Below are 20,264 nucleotides of genomic sequence, written 5' to 3'. Positions count from 1 at the left end.
CACAGGCATTCTGTCGATTTTTCTGCTCATGGACGTCGTAATTGTTTGACATATTTTACGTCTTTGGCAGACTGCGCCTCCGTGGTAACCGCCCGGTTCGCTCCGTGCCGGGCTTCGCCGTCAATAACAAAAACTCCGTCAGCCGCGACACCTGCCTCCCAGGGTCCGGCCCGACGGGCGTGCCTCTGGAACAAGAACAAATGCTGATCTGGTTTGTTGCGGTATACCTGCTGGTCACCGTTGGTGTCGGTTTCTACGCGTCCACCCGTGTGAAAAACTCCAAGGACTTCGCGGCCGGCGGCCGGAGCATGTCCTTCCCCCTGGTCGCGGCGATGGTGTTCGCCACCTGGTTCGGCTCGGAAGCCGTGCTGGGTATTCCCGCGAGCTTCATCGAGGAAGGATTCGCCGGAATCATCGAGGATCCCTTCGGTTCCTTCGGTTGCCTGATGCTGGTGGGCCTGGTGTTCGCCCGTCCGCTGTACCGCATGAACCTGCTGACCATCGGCGACTTCTTCAGGAAGCGCTTCGGTCCGAACGTCGAGATGATCACCAGCCTGGTCATCATCGGTTCCTATCTGGGCTGGGTGGCTGCACAGCTCACCGCACTGGGCCTGGTGTTCAACGTGCTGTCCGATGGCTCCATCACCACCACCCAGGGCATGCTGATCGGCACCGGCATCGTGCTGCTCTACACCCTGTTCGGGGGTATGTGGTCCGTGGCCCTGACCGACTTCATGCAGATGATCATCATCGTCGTCGGCCTGGTGTACCTGACCTGGCTGATCGGTGACATGGCCGGTGGCGCCGACGTGGTGATCAGCCATGCCGCCAGCGAAGGCAAGTTCACATTCATGCACGGTTTCGAGCCGCGGGATATCGTCGCCTTCATCGGCGCGGCCGTGACCATGATGTTCGGTTCCATCCCGCAGCAGGACGTGTACGCCCGCGTGATGTCGGCCAAGACCGAGAACATCGCCGCCCGCGCTTCCATGACCGGCGCCGTGTTCTACCTGTCCTTCTGCATGTTGCCGATTTTCCTGACCTACGCCGCTTCGCTGATCGACCCGGCCATGGTGCAGAAGTGGCTGGCCGAAGACTCGCAGATGATCCTGCCGCACCTGATCATGGAGCGCACGCCGCTGTTCGCGCAGATCATGTTCTTCGGTGCGCTGCTGTCGGCCATCATGTCCACTGCCTCCGGCACCCTGCTGGCACCGTCGGTGACCTTCACCGAGAACGTGCTCAAGCGCTTCATCCCCAACATGAACGACCGTCAGTTCCTGCTGGCCATGCGCCTGAGCGTGATCGCGATGACCATCGCGACCTCGCTGTTCGCCCTGTACTCGGATGCGAGCATCTACGAGATGGTGGGCAACGCCTACAAGGTGACTCTGGTCGCTGCCGTGGTACCGCTGTTCGCCGGCCTGTTCTGGAAGCGCGCCACCACCCAGGGCGCCCTGGTCGCCATCACCCTCGGTCTGGTGTCCTGGATCTTCCTGGAAGCGACCTATGCCGAAACCGACTTCTGGCCGCCGCAACTGGCCGGCCTGCTGTTCAGTGTCCTGGGCATGGTCGTGGGCTCGTTGCTGCCGCAGTTCGTGCGCAGCCGTGCCGAGATCATCGGTGCGACTCCGGCTAACGCCTGATCGACCCAAGCATGAAAAAGCCCCGCCAAGTGCGGGGCTTTTTCATGGGCACTGGAACGGGAAACGATGCACCAGGGCCTAGGGGGATACCGCGTCCGTAGAAATCAGGCCACCAGTTCGACAAAACCACGCAGCACGGTCAGCGCCACGAATACGGCCATGGCGATGGAGCTGCTACGGGGCACTTCGTCACAGAGCTTGCGGTAGTTGATCGGTGTGATGAAGAGCTTCGGCCAGCAGGCAAAGGCGGCGCAGAGGCTGATCAGGGAAAGCGCGGCGAGGCCGGCGGAGAAGTCGAAGGGTTCGCTGGAGAAGATGCAGCTGACGGGGATGGCAGTCGCCAGGGCTATCCAGCCGCAAGTAACCAGGTTCTCACCCCGGGTGCGAGGAGAGGCTTGGGTGCTGTCGCTGGCCATCGATGGATTCCTTGTCTGACTGCAGGCTGAGACTGTCGCGCATTCTCCACCCGCCTTCCCCAGTGGCGCAAGCCAGAGGGGCCCGCCATTGCGACGGGCCCCACGGATATCAGAAGTGCACCTTGGCCAGCAGGCTGAAGGTGTTCTGGTCGGTGCCGCCGAGGATCTCGTCGCCGAGGAAGCTGTTGTCGTCGATGGCGTACTTGTTCTTCCAGTAGTCGTACTCGATGCCGACGTAGAAGTGCTTAACCGCGCTCCAGCCCATGGCCTTGCCCAGGTCGTACTTGATCTGCGGGTTGAAGTGCAGGTTGGCGTGCAGGTCGTTCGGACGGTCGGAGGTGGCGTCCTTGTTGTTCCACACCCAGTCCATGAAACCGTCGATGACGACGTCGGAGTTACCCACCGGAATGGTGTAGGACCACACCGGGGTGACCTGCCACTGGCCGGACGGGTTGTTGGTGATGCCGTCGGGCTTGCGGTAGTAGAAGTTCAACTGGAAGTAGTCGAAGCCGGGGACCTTGAGGTCGAAGCCCGGGCCGAGCAGGTAGTTCTGGTTACGGTTCTCGCCACGCTCGTAGGTGGCGGCCAGCAGCACGTCGCTGATGGGGCCGAATTCCAGCTGCTGGTCGAACATCTTGCCGAAGGACAGGCGCGGGGAGATTTCACCGTAGTAGGTGTTCTTGCCCAGGTTCGCGTCTTCCTCGCCGTTGTAGTTGATCTGGTCGACGAAGATGAACAGGTCGCCGAAGGTCCAGCCGCTGGCGTGCTCGAAGGTGAAGGTCTGCTGGGTTTCCGGGTTGATCTGGAAATTCTGGCCGTACAGGTAGGTCAGGCTGTTGTCCTGCCACAGCAGGGGGCCGTCGGCCAGGGCGTTGCCGGCCGCCAGCAGGCCGCCGGCGAGCATCAGGGAAGAAAGAGCGCGATTCATCACGGGTTCCAATGGTTCTTTAGCGTTTCCATCTGTGTGGAAACTTGACTGGTTGGTCATGGCCGCCTGCGAGGCAGGGAGGGCAGGGGGCGCGATTATCGGGGGATATCGCGGTTTTTCAAGCACTGATGTGCATTTCCTGTGCAGTCGCCGACCACCGGGGAGACGCGCGAAAGAATCCGTTCCCACAGTGTTTGCGTCCCAGCAACCCCGGACAAGAGAATCCCCCGGCGCGCATCGCGCGGCCGGGGGTAACTGGAGGCGGACCCTCAGCGCAGGCTGATCGGTGCGGTACTCACGCCGCCGAAGGTGGAACGGACCGTAGCGCTGGGGGTGGCACTGGGGATGAAGGTGGTGGAGTTGTTCACCGACAGTCTCCAGCGGCCATTGCCGGCCGGGGTGGCGGTGCCCAGCTGCACCACGCCCCGCGTCGTGGTGACCTCGATGCGGATCTGGTTGCCCTGGGGCCGCGACGTGGTGCCCTGGATGTCCCAGGAAGCGCGCCCGTTGTTGCCTGTCTTCGCGTTCGCAGTGGTGATCGCCAGGGTATCGGCGGCCGTCGCCGGGTTCACCGTCACGGTCACCGTTGCGGTGGTCGAGGCGGCGCCGATGGCGTCCTGCACCTGGTAGGTGAAGGTGACGGTCAAGGGGGCGTTCAGGCTTGCCGGCGGGGCGTAGGTCACCGTCGTGCCATTGGTGCTGGCGGTTCCGCTCCCGGCCGCCGGCTGGGTCAGGTTCACCACGGTCATGGCGTTGCCTTCCGGGTCCGCGTCATTGGCCAGGACATTGATCGTCACCGGCGCGCCGGCGCTGGTGGTGGCGGTGTCGTTGGCGACCACCGGCGCCAGGTTCGGCCGCACGGTGAGGGTCACCAGGGCCGGGACGGAGAGGGCACCGAGATTGTCTCGGACCTGATAGGTGAAGGTCAGCGTCTGTGTCGTGGCGACCTGCGCTGGCGGGTTGTAGATCACCGAGCCGTTGCCGCTCTGCACCAGGTTGCCAATGGCGACGCTGCCAACGTTGTCGATGATCAGCGGCAGGTTGCCGTCCGGGTCGCTGTCGTTGGCGGTCAGGGCCAGGGTCAACGGCACGCCGGCGGTGGTGCTGGCGCTGTCCGGATTGGCCACGGGCGGCTGGTTGGCCGGACGGGGGAAGGGGCTGCCTTCGATGACCACGAACTCGGTGTCCCTGCCGCCTGCGGCGGACTTCACCGTGATCTTCGCCGGCGGCTGCTCGATGCCCACGGCCACCAGGCGCTGGGTCGCGCCACTGACCGGCAGCAAGCGTCCGAAGCCCTCGGTCACCATGGTCGGAATCTCGACTTCATCGCTGGAGCGCGCCTCTACCGTCAGCGTCTTGTCCGGCCAGGAGTAGCGGGCCTGGGTGATGTTGACGACGTCGACCAGCGGCTGGGTCTGGGTGGTCGCCGAGGCGTTGGTGTCATTGGCGGTGACCAGCACGAAGGGCGGCAGGCTGGCCGGGGCGATGTCCTGGCCGAAGAAGTGGCCGCTGCCATCGCCGGTCATCTGGAACTGGCAGGGTGACGGCGGGTCGCCCACCAGCTCGAGGCTCTCGCGGAAGCACAGGGTGGCATTGGCGCCGGAGTTGGCGAACACCGATATCCAGGTGCGCTGGGCATCGCGGCTGTAGGTCGCGCGGTCGACGCCGATCTGGCTGGCGATGCCGCCGGTGAACACCTTGCCGGACAGGTTGAACAGGTCGGTTTCGATGGACAGCCCGTTGGGCCCGTCGATGCGTATGAAGTTGGTGCCGAAGGGGCTGCCGGTCACTCGCTCGGCCAGGTTCGGGTCGCCGATGAAAGTTTCCGTCTCGCCGGTTTCCGGGTTGGTTTCCGTGTACAGCGGGCCGTCACGATGGAGGAAGGGGCCGATGTCGCCGGCCAGGGCGCCAGTGAAGTCGCCGGGTGCGCCGATGCCGATGTCGCGGGTCAGGTTGATCGCGCGCCGGCCGGGCGCGGTGACCGTGAAGGTGTCCACGCCATAGGGGTGGGTGACGGTGTAGGTCCCGGCCACCGGAACCGTGGCGCGGATGCGGATGCGCGCGAAGCTCTGCTGGTCGCCCTGGCGCGGCACCTCGGCGGCGAAGGCCGCCTCGACACCGGCCACGTAGGTATCCAGCTGCAGCCCGTTGCCGGGGTCGTCGATGGCGGTTTCCGCGAGCATCCAGAAGCTTTCATCGGGGAAGTTGGCGGGGAAGGCGATTGGCTTGGCGCCGTCGAAGACACCGGGGGTCGGCAGCAGCGTGCACATGAAGCTGCCCGGCACCCGCGAGCTGCGCGCCTTGGACAGGCACAGCTCCAGGGGCACGCCCAGGTCGTCCTGGTACCAGCGCGGAAAGTAGCCGCTGGCGGCGGTATAGGGGCCAAGGTCCACCGCTGCCAGTTGCGCCTCGGCGACCGGCAGGCCGATGAGCAGGCCCAGCGCCACGGTGAGTATTCCTGGCCATTTGAACATGACTGCCTCCGTTCACCCGCCAGCGGCGGGTGAGTGTTGTTCTCAGGGGAGAATCCGGACTTCTTCGGTATCGGAGCCGCCGTTGGCCGAGAGGACGTGGACGGTCGCCGGAGGAATGCCGTTGAGCGGTAGCTGCAGGTGACCGGCGACCAGCGTGCCCAGGCCTTCGAGGGTCAGCACGGGCTGGCCACTCTCGTCGCTGGAGCTGGCGTCCACGGTCAGTTGGCCGGTGCCCAGGCTGTACTCGGCGCGGCTGATGGTCACCAGGTCCACCAGGGGGGCGGACTGGGTGGTGGCCGTGCTGCCGGGAACGGCTGCGGCGTTGTCGGCGATGAAGGACACGCTGCCGCTACCGGTGGGGCTGCTGGCGGATTGGCCGTACCAGGCGCCGTTGGCGTTGCCCTGCATGGCGCCGCTGATGCCGGCCGTATCGGTCCAGGTCACGGTGGCGGGGGCCGGTGGCGCCTGGGTGAAGTAGTCCTGCTGGGCCACCCCGTTGGCGCCGCCACGGGAATAGGTGGCGCGCTCGACGATCAGCGGGGTTGGCAGCTGCACCTGTGAGAGCTTGCCGGAGATGGCGAACAGCCGGGTTTCGGCGCGCAGTCCGTTGGGGCCTTCGAGGCGTACGAAGTTGGTACCGAAGGGGCTGCCGGTGACTTCCTCGAGTATGTTCGGGTCGCCGATGAAAGTTGCCGGCAGCCCGGTCGCCGGGTCGGTCTCCACATAGGGGCCATTGAGCGAGCGCAGGAAGGGGCCGATGTCGCCCTTCAGCGCGCCGGTGAAGTCCCCCGGTGCACCGATGCCGATGTCGCGGGTCAGGTTGATCGCGCGGGTGCCGGGGGCATCCACATCGAACACTTCCACGCCGTAGGGGTGGGTGACGGTGTAGGTACCGGCCGCCGGCACCGTCACCCGGATGCGGATGCGCGCGAAGCTGATCTGGTCGCCCGCCGCCGGCGCATCGCCACTGAAGGCGGCTTCCAGCGCGGAGACATAGATGAGGTCGACGCCGGTGGCGGGGTCGGTGATGGCCGCGTCCCCGGTGAACCAGAAGGCCTCGTCCGGAAAGTTGCCGGGGAAGACGATGGGCCGGGTTTCATCGAATACCCCGGGGGTCGGCAGCAGGTTGCACATGAACGAGCCGGGGACGCGCGTGCTCAGTGCCTTGGACAGGCACAGGTCGAGGGCGCGGCCGTGGGTGTCCTGGTACCAGGCGGCGAAGAATCCATTGGCCTCGGTAAAGGTCGTCTGGTCGACCGCATGGAGGCCAGCCTTGGCCGGGACTAGCGTGAGTCCCAGAAGCAGTGGGAGCGCGAGTTTCGGCAGTGCGTTGTGCATGTTGTCGCCCTTCCAGTCGATGAACTTCGCCGTTTGTCCGGCTTCGATGGGCGGGAGGCCCGTCGTTGACAGGGTAAGGGCGCAACTCCCATGCCATTCGGTTCCGCCCGCTCTGTTTCGCGGGGAGGGCGAAAAATCGCGCGTTCGACGGCACGAGCGTGCTCGATGGCCGCTGGGGACTGGCTCCCCAGATCTGGGGGGAAAGTGGGTGGGAAAATGGGGAATTTCCGGAGCTTCCGTTCTCCCGCCACCCAGCGGTAGGGCAGCGGGCGACGGGGCCTGCGCTATAACTACCGGGCCGGCGCAGGAGTTGCCGGACCGGCCGGCGGCCCTTCTGACACTCGCCTTGCGAGCGAACCGACGGTCACCCACGGGGAGGTCTCGATGAAGATGGCGATGGCTGCCAAGCCCTTCAATCTGTTCCGCTGGTTTTCCCTGGTGAGCCTGGTGATCATCCTCGCGGTGGCCATTCTGCTCGGCTCGGCGGCAACCCGTTTTCTCATGCGCGAGAGCATCGACCGCGATGCCATGCTCAGCGCCCAGTTCATCAAATCCATTGCTGACGTCGAAGTCATCCACGGCAACTTCTCGCCGGGCTTGAGCCTCAGCGAGTTCCTCGACAAGCGCGTCGACGGCGCGCGCCTCGGCGTATCCCACGAGCAATTGGTGAAGTCCCACGAGGAATTCTTCGACCACATCGTGCGCTTGCCTGATGTGCTGCTGGCCAGCGTCTACGCGCCCGACGGCATGGTGATCTGGTCCACCCGCCCGGAACTGGTGGGCCGCCACGCGTCCAGCGACAGCCGCCTCAAGGAAGCCATCCAGTCCCGCAGCACCGTCACCGTCGACCGTCACGGCGGCGAGCGCCCGGTGGAGCGCTACTTCCTGCAGGCGCCCAAGGGGCTCTACCTGGAGAGCTTCATTCCGCTGCAGGACAGCCGGGGCGAAGTGCTCTCGGTCATCGAGATCTACAAGGAACCGGTGGACCTGATCGCCCGCATGAATCGCGGCCTCGTCCTGCTCTGGACCGCCACCGCGCTGGGTGGCGCGGTCATCTACCTCAGCCTGTTCTGGTTCGTCCGCCACGCCTCGCGCCTGGTGGACGACCAGCAGCGGCAACTGGTGGAAAACGAAACCCTGGCCCTGCTCGGCGAAATGTCCACCGCCGTCGCCCACAGCCTGCGCAACCCGCTGGCTTCCATTCGCTCCAGTGCCGAGCTGGCGCTGGAGGTGGACCCGGGGCCGCTGCACAAGAACCTGGGCGACATCATCACCCAGGTCGACCGCATGTCGAAGTGGGTGCGCGAGCTGCTGATGTCGGCCCGCCCGCTCTCCGGCGACCAGGAGCCGGTGGACCTCACGGTCGCCCTGGAAGAGACCCTCTCCGCCTACGAACCGCAGATCCGCCATGCCGGCATCGAACTGGAATGGCAGACCTGCCAGGCGCCCAAGGTGGTCAGCCACCCGGTGCTGCTGCAGCAACTGCTGGGCAGCGTGCTTTCCAACGCCATCGAAGCCATGCCGCGCGGCGGCCGCCTGGCCATCTGCCTGGAGTCGGATGCGCGCCGCCGGCTACTCACCCTGACCATCAGCGACACCGGCAGCGGCATGTCGCCGGCCATGCTGGAGATGGCTTTCAAACCCTTCCACACCACCAAGCGTGGCGGCCTGGGCGTCGGCCTGGTGCTGGTGCGCAAGATCATCGAGCGCTTCGGTGGCGACGTCAGCATCGACAGCCGGGAGAACGCCGGCACCAACGTGCACCTGACTTTCAGGGCCACGGCAGGGGGATGACAAGATATGGCTAACAGCATTCTGATCGTCGAAGACGACGAGATCCTGGCCGACAACTTCTGCACCTACCTGCAACGGCGCCAGTTCGATGTCATGGTCTGCAGTTCGGCCGAGGATGCCCTGCCGATCATCGAGGCGCAGCACCCGGACCTGGTCCTCACCGACTATTGCTTGCCGGGTATGAGCGGTTGCGACCTGATCAGTCGTGCCCGGGCCATGGACGAGCAGCTCAAGGTCATCATGATCACCGGCCACGGTAACGTGCAGGGCGCGGTGGAGGCCATGAAGGCCGGCGCCAGCGACTACCTGACCAAACCGGTGGCCCTGGCCGAGCTCAAGCTGGTGGTGGACAAGGTGCTGGAGGCGCGCCGACAGGAACAACGGCTGTCGTTCTACCAGCGGCGTGAAGCCCAGGACTCCGGGCTCACCGGGCTGATCGGCGACTCCGAGCCGATGCGCACCATGAAGGACATGGTGCGCCAGGTGCTGGCCGCCGAAGAGCGCATGGCCGGCGAAGACCTGCCGGTGGTGCTGATCGAAGGCGAGACCGGCACCGGCAAGGAACTGGTGGCCCGTGCCCTGCACTTCGACGGCGCGCGCAGAAAGGGCCCCTTCGTCGAGTTCAACTGCGCGTCGATTCCGTCGCACCTGCTGGAGGCCGAACTCTTCGGCCACGAGAAGGGTGCCTTCACCGACGCCAAGGACCGTCGCGTCGGCCTGGTGGAAGCCGCGGACGGCGGCACCCTGTTCCTCGACGAGGTGGGCGAGATCGACCTGCTGCTCCAGGCCAAGCTGCTCAAGCTGCTGGAAGACCGCACCATCCGCCGCCTGGGTTCGGTGCGCGAGCGCAAGGTCAACCTGCGCATCATCAGCGCCACCAACTGCAACCTCGAACAGATGGTCCAGGAGGGCAAGTTCCGCCGCGACCTGTTCTTCCGCCTGCGCATCATCACCATCAAGGTGCCGCCGCTGCGCGCCCGCAGCGATGACGTCCTGACCCTGGCCGAGCACTTCGCCGCCCAGCACGGCAAGCGCTACGGCAAGCCGGGGCTGCGTTTCAGCCCGGAAGCCAAGGCCGTGCTCAGGGGCTACAGCTGGCCGGGCAACGTGCGTGAACTGCGCAACATGCTGGAACAGACCGTGCTGCTGGCGCCGGGCACTGTCATCGGCCCCGAGCAGCTCACTATCTGCCGAGACCTGCTGGCGGGCGCGGGCGTCACCGAGGCCGCCGCGTCCATGGTGACCGGCGGCCCGCTGGGGCTGGAAGACGAGAACATGAGCCTGTCCGACGCCGAACGCGACCTGGTGGTGAAGGTGCTGGGCAAGACCGACTGGAACATCTCGAAATCCGCCCGCATGCTCGGCCTCACCCGCGACATGCTGCGTTATCGCATCGACAAGCTGGGCCTGGAGCGCCCCGATCGTCACCAGCACTGAATGCCCCGTTTTACGGGGTATTCCCCGACCAAGGGCGGGGGTTTTCGTCTGGTGAAACGCTTCCTCCGAACTAGACTCCAGGAGTCATCGGCCCTGGAGGCCGATGTAGCCTTGGCTCGGAACGTGCAGGGATGCACGTCGTGGTCAGCCTGGCCGTCGTCCGATCTCCTGACAGGGGAGCAGCCGCAGTGTCGAAGAAAGTACTGATAGTCGACGATGAAGAAATCCTCGCCGGAAACTTCCAGACCTACCTGGAGATGCTCGGCTGTGAAGTCCGCACCGCAGCCAGCGGCGCCATTGCTCAGCAGCTGGCGGTGGAGTTCAGGCCCGACCTGCTGGTGCTCGACTATCGCTTGCCGGACATGACCGGCTTCGATGTCTTCGATGCCATTCGCGGGCTGCACAGCTGCGAAGCGGTACTGATGACCGCGCACCCCAGCATCGAAGTGTGCAACCGTGCCATCGAGCGCAACATCGACATCATCCTCCTCAAGCCCTTCCCGCTGCACGAACTGGGGAGCGTGGTCCTCCACGGCCTGCCCAGCGCGGCAATGCACGAACAGGAGCCGGTGGAAAGGCGCCGTGGCGGCGAAGTGAGCTTCCCGCTGAGGCTCTACGATGGCGCCTGGGTGCTCTCCGACCGCCGCCGTCCCCTGGCCAGCTCCGATGAGCCTTTTAAACAGGTCAAGAAGAGCTCCTGATCTCGCCGGAATGAAACAGGCGCAGGCATCGACCTGCGCTTTTTCTTTACAGGGCGAAAAGTTGACAGATCGACCGACGCGACAGGGCGGATCAAGATCGTGGCGACTGGATTCCCAACCGGACACGAGGACTGCCCCATGCTTTCGCTCGAACTCATGCTGGAACACCAACTTCTCAGCCTGGCCATCGCCACTGCCCTGAGTGGCCTTGCCTGGCTCGCCTATGGCCACGCCTGACACGACAAGCCCCCGAAGGTCCTTCACCTTCGGGGGCCTTTTCCTGGTGGAGACGAGGAGGATCGAACTCCCGACCTCGGCGTTGCGAACGCCGCGCTCTCCCAGCTGAGCTACGTCCCCGGCAGGCTCAAGACTAGACCTGGATCTTCCCGATTGCCTGAAGGGCAGGACTGCGTCCTGCATGGCGATTGAAATCGCCCCCACAGGGCCTGCGCCGAGGGGGACCGGGCGTCACCCCTCTCCCGCTTGCGGGAGAGGGGCCGGGGTTGAGGGTAGTTGCAGGCCAATGGATTGCCAACCAGCGCTTAGGGTGGATAACGCGCTTTTATCCACCCTACCTGTCGGGCCGGGCCGCGGCGCTTTTCGCGAATGAATTCGCTCCCACCGGGTTTGTGCCCCACCGAGATCGAGCCCCAGAAAAAGCCTCACTGAATGCTCGACGCCAACTCGAAGATCGGGATGTACATCAGGATCACGATCACCCCGATGATCAGGCCGATGAAGGTCATCAGCAGCGGCTCGAAAAGGCGCACGAACCATTCGATCCAGCGGCTGGTTTCTTCGTCATGGAAGTCCGCTGTGCGTTCCATCATCTCGCCCAGGTTGCCGGACTGTTCGCCCGCCCGGAGCATGCGCAGGGACACTGGCGTCGCCAGGCCATGTTCCTCCAGCGCGCGGGACAGCGCCTGACCTTCGCGGATCCGCGCGGCGGCCTGGTCCAGGCGCGGGCGGGAGGCGGCGCCGAGCAGGCCACGGACCATGCCGATGGCGGTGAGGATGGGAATCCCGCCTTGCAGGAGGATGCCCAGCGAGCGATAGAAGCGCGCCAATTCGTAGACCTGGAGGCGCTCGCGGATCGCCGGCAGGCGTTCCACCTGGCGAGCCAGCGCGCGGCGGACGCATTCCTGGCGCAGCAGGAAGATCAGCGTCAGCAACGCCAGGGCCGCGCCGCCGAACACCTCGGCCTGGTGCGAGTGCAGGAACAGACCACTGTGCAGCAGCACCTGGGACAGCCAGGGCAGGTTCGAGCCCAGCCCCTCGAACACCAGGCTGAAGCGCGGCACCACATAACCCACCAGGAACAGCAGCACGCCGCAGCCCACCAGGAACAACAGCACCGGGTACACCGAGGCGCTGATGATTTTCTGCCGCACTTCGTCCATCCGCGTGCGGTAGGCCACGTAGCGGCCAAGGGCGTCACCCAGCGCGCCGGTCTTCTCGCTGGACTGCACCAGGGCCACATAGAGCGAGGGGAACAGCAGAGGGAACTGCGCCAGTGCCTGGGACAGCGACTTGCCCTCATAGAGCAGGCGCACCAGCCCGGCCAGCACCTTGCGCGCCAGCGGGTCGGCCTCTTTTTCGGCGAGGCTCTCCAGCGCGTCGATCAGCGCCAGTCCGGCATTCAGCAGGGTGGTCAGCTCCTGGCTGAACAGCAGTAGCGGGAATGCCTCCCGGCGCCGCCAGCCGCGCAGCGACCAGCCGTGCTCGGCGCGCATGGCCAGCACTCGCAGGCCCTGGGCTTCAGCCTGGCGGCGGGCGTCGTCCGGGTTGGCCGCTTCCACCACCAGCGCCACCACCCCGGCCTGGGCGCGCACCGCCTTCACCTGGAAGCGCATGACGGTCACTGCCAACTGGTGACTTCGGCGTTATCGCCATCGCCGCCGGGCTGGCCATCCTTGCCCAGGGTGAGCAGGTCGAAGTCGCCGTTCTCACCGGGGGAGCGATAGACATAGGCGCGTCCCCAGGGGTCCTGGGGCACATCCTTCTGCAGATAGGGACCGCCCCAGCGAGGCTCGTCTGACGGCGCGGCCACCAGTGCCGCAAGACCCTGCTCGGTGCTGGGGTAGCGGCCCACTTCCAGGCGGTAGATATCCAGCGCCTTCACCAGTCCCTCGATCTGCGCGCGGGCCACTTTGGTCTCGGACTTGCCCAGTTGATTGAAATATTTTGGCGCCACAATTCCGGCCAACAGGCCGAGCACCACCAGCACAACCAGGAGCTCGAGGAGGGTAAATCCCTGTTCGGGTCGGCGAAACGTCTTCATGGGAGCCTCCAGTGCGGTTCGGCACAGGGGGCTATGCAAGAGCTGTGCACGACGAGCGGGCGAGGGCGGGCGACACATCGCCCGCCGCATCACTCGGCACGTGCTTTGCTGACGGTACAGCACTCGGAAACCCGAAAGGCGTTGACCCTGACAGGGGAGAACAATGATGAAAGTGCCCACCCTGGTGCTGTTCAGCATCCTTGCGACTACCGCGTTCGAAGCCCGCTCCGACATCTATCAGGTGGTCTCCACCAACGGCAGCATCATCCTCACCAACATTCACCGAACGGACCGGAATCTGGTGCGCGTGGCCCGCGAGAGACCGGTGCTGGCCAGGGCCCCGAACTTCATCCAGCCAACGCGCAAGCTCCCGCGCAGGGCGCCGAGAAAGGCGCCGCGCTACGCCCTGATCGTGGCCCAGGCGGCTTTCGAGTACGACCTGCCGGCGGAACTGCTGCATGCCGTGATCACCACCGAATCCAACTACGACCCCTTGGCCCTCTCGCCCAAGGGCGCCGCCGGCCTGATGCAGCTCATGCCAGATACCGCGAAGGACCTGGGCGTGCACGACGTGTTCGACCCGGCCGCCAATGTTCGTGGCGGCGCGCGCTACCTCAAGCGCATGATGAAGATGTTCGACAACAACCTTTCCCTGGCCCTGGCCGCCTACAACGCGGGCCCCGGGGCGGTCCTCGCCTATGGCAGCGTCATTCCTCCCTACCCGGAAACCCAGCGTTACGTGCCCAGTGTCCTGGGGCACTACCAACGCCTCCAGGCCGACGCGAAACGACCCCGCTAGTGGGGAAATTCCCCAGATGCGGGGGCGTTTTCTGTGCCTGAAGGCGCCTCCACGATCATCGCCCCAAATGACGCACCGGCCTGTGGGAGCGAATTTGTTCGCGATTGGAATCGCTCCCATAGTCGTCCTCCACCCTCGGTGCCGCACCTGATCGCCCCCCATCGCAACTGAATTCGCTCCCACAGGCCCCCCGGAAAACCGGGGAACTGGGTGGGAATCGGGTGGGGAAACGACTGGTCATTCCCCTGTTGTCTGGCATAACTATCTGAATCCATTGGCTTTCCTGTGGTGGCACAGGCATTGCTCGGGCAGTCCTGCCCTCTTTGGCATCCGTGCACCTGATACCGAGGTCAGCCAAGATGAACCGGACTAACCCTTCGAACAGTGCAACCCCCAAATCCCTTGGTGCCCAGGGGGCATCCCTTCACCTGGGCGGTGCCCTGCTGTTGCTGGGCGCGCTCTTCTCCACCGGGGACGCGCAGGCGGCCGTGCGCTGCGAACGCAACCTGGTGGCCAATGTGGTGGCCCTGGACCAGCCACTGATGTTCAACCGCCTGGGTGCGCAGAACATCAACGGCATGATGTTCGCCCTGCGCCGCGACGTGGTGGACCGCAATGAAGTACCGCTCACCCAGGGCGGTGCGGCGGTGCCAGGCGAAGTGGCGCTGCGTCCGGACAAGCGCCCACGCCCGCTGGTGCTGCGGGTGGCCGCGGGGGATTGCCTGACCATCAACCTGCAGAACCTGCTGGCCTACCAGGCCAACCCGCACAACCCGCAAGGCCCGCTGTTCAAGAAGGACGAGCAGGTCGCCGACCGCCATGTCGGCTTCCAGGTCAACGGCTTGCAGGCGGTGAACGACATCGGCGATATCGCCACCAATGCTGGCCGCAACCCCAACAGCCTGATCCCGCCCGGCGGCAGCCGCAGCTACACCCTGTATGCCGAGCGCGAGGGCGCCTTTGCCGCCAGCAGCTACGGCGCCACCTTCGGCGGTGAGGGCACCGGCGGCAACACTGCCAATGGCCTGTTCGCCCAGGTGGTGGTGCTGCCCAAGGGCGCGCGCACCTACCGCAACGTGGTGACCGAAGAAGAGATGCGCCTGGCCAGCACCGGCCGCACGCCGGCCGGACAGCCGATCATCGACTACGAGGCGCGTTATCCACAGGCCTCGCCCTGGATCGAGGAAGGCAAGGCCGGCCTGCCGGTGATCGCCATGATGGACAACGGCGAGATCATCGCCAGCGACACCGACGCCGTGGTCATGGGGCCCAACCCCGACGGCACCTTCGCGCAGTACACCTACCCGCTGGAAAGCTACGGCAAGCGCAATCCGGCGCTGCCCAACCGGCTGGAGCCATTCCGCGATTTCTCCTCGGTCTTCCATGACGAGAACGCCGTGGCCCAGGCCTTCCCCGGCTACTGGGCCGACCCGGTGTTCGGCCACGTGCTGGAGCCCACCCGTGACGCCTTCATGATCAACTACGGCGCTGGTGGCATCGGCGCCGAAGTGGTGGCCAACCGACTCGGCGTCGGCCCCATGCACGACTGCCTGTCCTGCGCCTACGAAGAGTTTTTCCTCAGCGCCCACACCGTCGGCGACATCGCCATGCAGGTGGACGTCCCGGCCAACGTCGGCCTGGAAAACATCCGCCCCGGCGAAGCGCCGCCGGAGGGCACCACCGGGGTCAAGGCGACCATGGCGCTGTTCCCCGCCGAGCCGTCCAACGTCGCCCACAGCTACATCGGCGATGCGGTGCGCTTCCGCAACACCCACAACGGCTACGAGCAGCACGTGTTTCACCTGCACGGCCACCAGTGGCTGTTCAACCCCAATGACGACAACTCCGACTACATCGACGCCCAGGGCATAGGGCCGGGCTCGGGCTACACCTACGAGATCGCCAACGGCGGTTCCGGCAACCGCAACCGCACCTCGGGCGATGCCATCTACCACTGCCACTTCTACCCGCACTTCGCCCAGGGCATGTGGGCCATGTGGCGCATCCACGACGTGTTCGAGGAAGGCACCCGCCTGGCCGTGTCGGAAGAGGGCGACGACGGCTTCCACAAGAAGCCCTTCGAGCTGCGCAGCGGCCTGCCGGCGCCCGGCGCCCGCGCCCTGCCGGACGGCGAAATCATTGCCGGTACGCCGATTCCCGCCATCGTCCCGCTGCCGGGCAAGGCGATGCCGCCCATGCCGGGCAAGGTGGCCGTGGTGCCCAAGTACAGCGAAGCACCTGTGGCCGACGATGATGGCGAACACGAAGAAGGCGGCGACGATTCCGCTCACGAAGCTGAACGCCGGGCTGTGGGTTCTGTCGCCCTGGTGGACCGCAGTGAAGCCAACCGCAACGCCGATGGCACGCTGAAGAACCCCGGCTTCCCGTTCTGGATCGGTGGGATCGAAAACACCGTTGGCCAGCGCCCCAGCACCCCGCCACTGGACATGCTCGACAGCGGCAAGGCCCAGAGCCTGCGTGATTCGGGCAAGGCCCTGTGGGCCAACATCGACCCGGCCCAGGCCGGCGGCTGGGACGGCGGCCTGCCGCGCCACACCCTCGACGGTCTGTCTGCCGGTGGCGAGGCCGAAGTGGTCACCAGCGCCCTGGACTTCTCCAAGGTGGTCCACCGCGCCAAGGCGGTGTTCCTGCCGGAGGAGGGCACAGACGTCGAGCAGTCGGTAATGGCCTTTCACGCCAAGGCCAGCCACCCGAGTTTCGCCGTGCTGCCCGGCGGCGCGGTGCATGCCAGGGATTTCCGCACCAACGGCGCCTTGCCGGTTCCCGGCGCGCCCTACTACGAGCCCTGCATGGACGACACCAGCAAGCGCCTGACCCAGGCTTCGTCCCTGGGGCGCTTCAACAGCGGCGACACCCTCGACGGCCAGTCCTTCACCGGCAGCTCGGCGTTCACCGCCGACCGCCCCCGCGTCTACAAGGGCGCCAACATCCAGTTCGATGCGGTGTTCAACAAGGTCGGCTACCACTTCCCGCAGACCCGCATCCTCGCGCTCTGGGAAGACGCCTGGCCGGTGATCACCAAGCAGCAGCCGCCGGAGCCGCTGGTGATGCGGATGAACACCTTCGACTGCACCATGTACCAGCACACCAACCTGATCCCGGCGGTGTATGAGCTGGATGACTACCAGGTGCGCACGCCCACCGACATCATCGGCCAGCACATCCACCTGCCGAAGTGGGACCTGACCGCCTCCGACGGCTCGGCCAATGGTTGGAACTACGAGGACGGCACCCTCTCGCCGGCCAGCGTGGTGGAGCGCATCCACGCCATCCGCGAGTACAACCACTGCACAGGGGCGGATGCCCGCGATGGCAGCGCGGAGTGCCCGGTGGCCAGGCAGCACCCGTACTTCGGCCAGTTCGGCCGCACCGACTGGCTGGGGGCCCGCACGACCCTGCAACGCTGGTTCGCCGACCCGCTGATCAACACCTACAACGTCGACCGCGGCCTGGGGAACATCTTCACCCATGACCACTTCGGCCCCTCCACCCACCAGCAGCTCGGCCTCTACGCCACCGTGCTCACCGAGCCGGCCGGCTCCAGCTGGTACCACGCCGAAACCGGCCAGCCGCTCGGCAGCGGTCGGCAGGACGGCGGCCCGACCTCCTGGCAGGCGGTGATCGCCACCGGCGACCTGGACGGTGACGGCAAGAACGACAGCTTCCGTGAGTTCTTCATGGAGTACAGCGACTTCCAGCATGCCTACGAGGCGGGTGTCTACGTCGGTGCCGGTCCCGATGGCGTCCCGGATGCGGGCGCCTACCCGACCTCCATGGACAGCTTCCGCTACGCCATCAATCCGCCCGTGCGGCAGTCCGGCTCGAACCTCTTCGAGTCGGTACGCGAGGCGGCCGGTGGCGAGCTTCCCGGCTGCCCGAGCCGGCCCTGCCCGCAGGCCATCTCAGTGGATGACCCCGGCATGTTCGTCGTGAACTACCGCAACGAGCCCTTGGCCCTGCGCGTCTTCGACCCCAACAAAGTGGCCCCGGACGGCAAGCCCGGCATGCAGGCCGACGGCCTGGCGGGCGACCTCGCCTATGCCCTGCAGACCCGTACCGACCGCGCCATCCCGGCGCTGAACCTGGCGCCGAGCGCCATCAGTTCGGCCTCCGGCCCCACCGGTGCCAGCACTGTCTTCCCACCGCACATCAATCGTGCCGGCGACCTGCCGGGTGACCCCTTCACCCCGATGCTGCGAGCCTATTCCGGCGACAACGTACGCCTGCGCATGCATGCCGGCGGCCATGAGGAGGAGCACAACGTCACCCTGCACGGCGTGAAGTGGCTGCATTCGGGCACCGGCTTCGGCAACAGCGGCAACTCGGGCTGGAAGGCCTCGCAGATGGTCGGCATTTCCGAGCAGATGGGCTTCGTCGCCCCGGTGGCCATGATGTCCGGCAACACGGCCATGGAAGCCGCCGATTACCTGTACAACCTGGACGCTTCCATCGAGGGCTACTGGAACGGCATCTGGGGCGTGATGCGCAACTACACCCAGCCGCGCAACGACCTCTTCGCCCTGCCCAACAACCCGCGCCCGGTGTCCTCGCGCAATACCACCCAGTTCGACGGCGTGTGTCCGCGCACCAGCCCCAACCCCAGCGGCATCGGTACCCGTACCACGGTACAGCGCAACTACGAGGTGGCCGCGGTACTCGCCAACGACGTGCTGCCCAACACGCTGGGCCTGACCATCGGCGACCCGGCCGGCGACCGCCAGCATGCCGGTGGCCCGCTCAACCCGCAGGGTGGCACCCTGGTGTTCAACCCGCGGCAGGTGACCATCCCGCAGGTCACGGTGGTGGACGAGGAAGACGGCGAAGTGTTCACCATCGGCGGCCAGTCCGGCCCGCTGCACGACCCCACCGCCATCCTCTACGTGCGCAAGGCGGACCTGGACCCGTCCACCGGCAAGCTGAAGCCCGGCGTCCCGGTGGAACCCCTGGTGCTGCGCGCCGCCGCCGGCGACTGCGTGAACATCACCCTGGAAAACCGCCTGCCGCTGGTCATGCCCGACCTGCCCACCTACGCCGTGATGCAGGGCCTGGTAAAGCGCGACCGCAACAGTGCCAAGGGCTCCACCACCTTCAACAACAACATGATGCGGCCCTCCAGCCATGTGGGCCTGCATACCCAGTTGCTGGCCTACGACATCACCAGGTCGGACGGCTTCAACGTCGGCATCAACCCGGTGCAGACCGTCGAACCGCGCGGCGCGGCGGGCGGGGCCTGGCCGTCGAAGACCTACAAGTTCTACGTCGGCCACCTGGAGCGTGAAGGCAAGCCGGTGACCCAGCTCGGCCGCAGCGTCGACAACATCACCGCGACCCCGGTGGAATTCGGCGGCTTCAACCTGCTGCCGGCCGACCCGGTCAAACAGGGCCAGAAAGGCCTGTCCGGCGCCATGAGCATCGCCCCCCTGGGGGCCACCTGGAGCGAAGACGCCAGCTCGCGCGCCGCCGCCACCGTGACCCCGTTGTCCGGCACGCCGTACCGCGATTTCTCGCTGGTGCTGCACAAGTCGCTGAACATGCGCTGGGCCAGTGGCCGGCCGGTGGAAAACATGGCCTCCGAAGGTTTCGGCGTCCCGGCCGATCCCAAGGACAACTCCGGCATGGCGGTGAACTACCGGAGCGAACCCTTGTGGTATCGCTTCGCCAAGGCGCCGGATGCGCCCTTCGGACACGCCCGGGGGCAAGGCTGGGGCGATGTACCTGACGCGCACATGGCCTACAGCAACGAGCGGGTGGGCGGCGATCCGGTGACCCCGATCATGAAGGTCAGGCCCGGCCAGCCGTTCCGTACCCACGTGACCATGCCCTCGGGTGGCAGCCGCGGCATGACCTTCCAGCTCGACGGCCACGTGTGGGCGTTCAACCCCTTCCTTTCGGAGAGGATCGACCAGTGGGGCTACCCGCAGAAGAACGCCGGCATCGGCTCGCTGCGCTTCGGCCTGAACCCGGCGGCCCTGTACATCGGCGCCCAGGAGAGCGTGCTGCCGGCAGCGCACTTCAGCCTGTCGATCCCCAGCGCCGGCGGCGCCAACGGCGTCCCAGGGGACTACCTGTACCGGGACTACGCCGCCTTCGGCAACGTCGGTGGGGTCTGGGGCCTGTTGCGGGTGACCAACGAGCCGTAAGGCCGGCCGAGGGCAATGGCTGTGGGAGCGAATTCATTCGCGAATGAATTCGCTCCCACCCTTCGTTTGATCCCAGGCACAACGCCCAGCGTAGGGTGCATGTCGCGCATTGCATCCACCAATGGCGCCCGATCGCCGCGCCGATGGTGGACCGATAAAGCGTGGTCCACCTTGCAGCGCTGCGAGGATTTCCTTTTCGGCACCCGTTCGAGTCCCCCCAGAAGAGGGGAAACCGGTGGGGAATATTCCGGTTTCCCCTCGGCGTCTTTGTACAACCTGTTGAATTGGC

The 20,264-nt window shown here is 65.9% G+C and carries 12 protein-coding genes and 1 tRNA gene; 6 read left to right on the top strand and 7 right to left on the bottom strand.

The annotated features are described in order from the left end of the window. Positions 1-200: 200 nt before the first annotated feature. Positions 201-1,646 (top strand): sodium:solute symporter family protein, encoded by a 1,446-nt coding sequence (locus FXN65_RS24420; RefSeq protein WP_151137252.1) that lies wholly within the window; start codon positions 201-203, stop codon positions 1,644-1,646. 104 nt (positions 1,647-1,750) lie between these two features. Here FXN65_RS24420 and FXN65_RS24415 read toward each other — a convergent pair whose 3' ends face one another. The 4 genes from FXN65_RS24415 to FXN65_RS24400 form a co-directional block, all read right to left on the bottom strand. Continuing rightward, a complete protein-coding gene (locus tag FXN65_RS24415; protein ID WP_151137250.1) occupies positions 1,751-2,062 on the bottom strand; it encodes a hypothetical protein in 312 nt (103 codons plus the stop codon). A gap of 109 nt (positions 2,063-2,171) precedes the next feature. Next, a complete protein-coding gene (locus FXN65_RS24410) occupies positions 2,172-2,990 on the bottom strand; it encodes an outer membrane protein OmpK (protein WP_151137248.1) in 819 nt (272 codons plus the stop codon). A 269-nt stretch (positions 2,991-3,259) separates the two neighbouring features. After that, positions 3,260-5,464 carry an Ig-like domain-containing protein gene (locus tag FXN65_RS24405; protein ID WP_151137246.1) on the bottom strand — a complete coding sequence of 735 codons (2,205 nt, stop codon included), beginning with the start codon at positions 5,462-5,464 and terminating at the stop codon, positions 3,260-3,262. 42 nt (positions 5,465-5,506) lie between these two features. Beyond that, complete coding sequence (locus FXN65_RS24400; RefSeq protein ID WP_151137244.1) at positions 5,507-6,802, bottom strand: hypothetical protein; 1,296 nt, start codon at positions 6,800-6,802, stop codon at positions 5,507-5,509. A gap of 384 nt (positions 6,803-7,186) precedes the next feature. Here FXN65_RS24400 and FXN65_RS24395 point away from each other — a divergent pair, with 384 nt between their 5' ends. The 3 genes from FXN65_RS24395 (at position 7,187) to FXN65_RS24385 (ending at position 10,734) form a co-directional block, all read left to right on the top strand. After that, the gene (locus FXN65_RS24395) at positions 7,187-8,596 is read left to right on the top strand and encodes a sensor histidine kinase (RefSeq protein ID WP_151137242.1); all 1,410 of its coding nucleotides are present in this window, start codon (positions 7,187-7,189) and stop codon (positions 8,594-8,596) included. 6 nt (positions 8,597-8,602) lie between these two features. Beyond that, entirely contained in the window at positions 8,603-10,033 is a 1,431-nt protein-coding gene (locus FXN65_RS24390) for a sigma-54-dependent transcriptional regulator (protein ID WP_151137240.1), read from the top strand. A 188-nt stretch (positions 10,034-10,221) separates the two neighbouring features. Further along, a complete protein-coding gene (locus FXN65_RS24385; RefSeq protein WP_151137238.1) occupies positions 10,222-10,734 on the top strand; it encodes a response regulator in 513 nt (170 codons plus the stop codon). Positions 10,735-11,015: 281 nt separating this feature from the next. Here the strand turns inward: FXN65_RS24385 and FXN65_RS24380 are convergent. The 3 genes from FXN65_RS24380 to gspG all read right to left on the bottom strand — a co-directional run bounded on the left by FXN65_RS24380 (position 11,016) and on the right by gspG (position 13,015). Continuing rightward, positions 11,016-11,091: transfer RNA gene (locus tag FXN65_RS24380), tRNA-Ala, on the bottom strand. Positions 11,092-11,396: 305 nt separating this feature from the next. Further along, the gene (locus FXN65_RS24375) at positions 11,397-12,587 is read right to left on the bottom strand and encodes a type II secretion system F family protein (protein WP_151138945.1); all 1,191 of its coding nucleotides are present in this window, start codon (positions 12,585-12,587) and stop codon (positions 11,397-11,399) included. 5 nt (positions 12,588-12,592) lie between these two features. Further along, positions 12,593-13,015, bottom strand: coding sequence for a type II secretion system major pseudopilin GspG (gene gspG, locus FXN65_RS24370; protein ID WP_151137236.1), 423 nt, complete (start codon positions 13,013-13,015; stop codon positions 12,593-12,595). Positions 13,016-13,181: 166 nt separating this feature from the next. On the opposite strand from gspG, the gene FXN65_RS24365 reads away from it, so the two are divergent. Both FXN65_RS24365 and mnxG read left to right on the top strand, forming a co-directional pair. After that, complete coding sequence (locus FXN65_RS24365) at positions 13,182-13,814, top strand: lytic transglycosylase domain-containing protein (protein ID WP_178119392.1); 633 nt, start codon at positions 13,182-13,184, stop codon at positions 13,812-13,814. A gap of 359 nt (positions 13,815-14,173) precedes the next feature. After that, positions 14,174-19,975 carry a manganese-oxidizing multicopper oxidase MnxG gene (gene mnxG / locus FXN65_RS24360; protein ID WP_244620696.1) on the top strand — a complete coding sequence of 1,934 codons (5,802 nt, stop codon included), beginning with the start codon at positions 14,174-14,176 and terminating at the stop codon, positions 19,973-19,975. The last annotated feature ends 289 nt before the right edge of the window (positions 19,976-20,264 follow it).

Origin of the sequence: Pseudomonas lalkuanensis (genome assembly GCF_008807375.1) — a bacterium.
In the GTDB taxonomy this organism is placed as follows: domain Bacteria; phylum Pseudomonadota; class Gammaproteobacteria; order Pseudomonadales; family Pseudomonadaceae; genus Metapseudomonas; species Metapseudomonas lalkuanensis.
The sequence above is the reverse complement of the archived record's forward strand: the minus strand, read 5'-3'. Positions and strand labels throughout refer to the sequence as shown.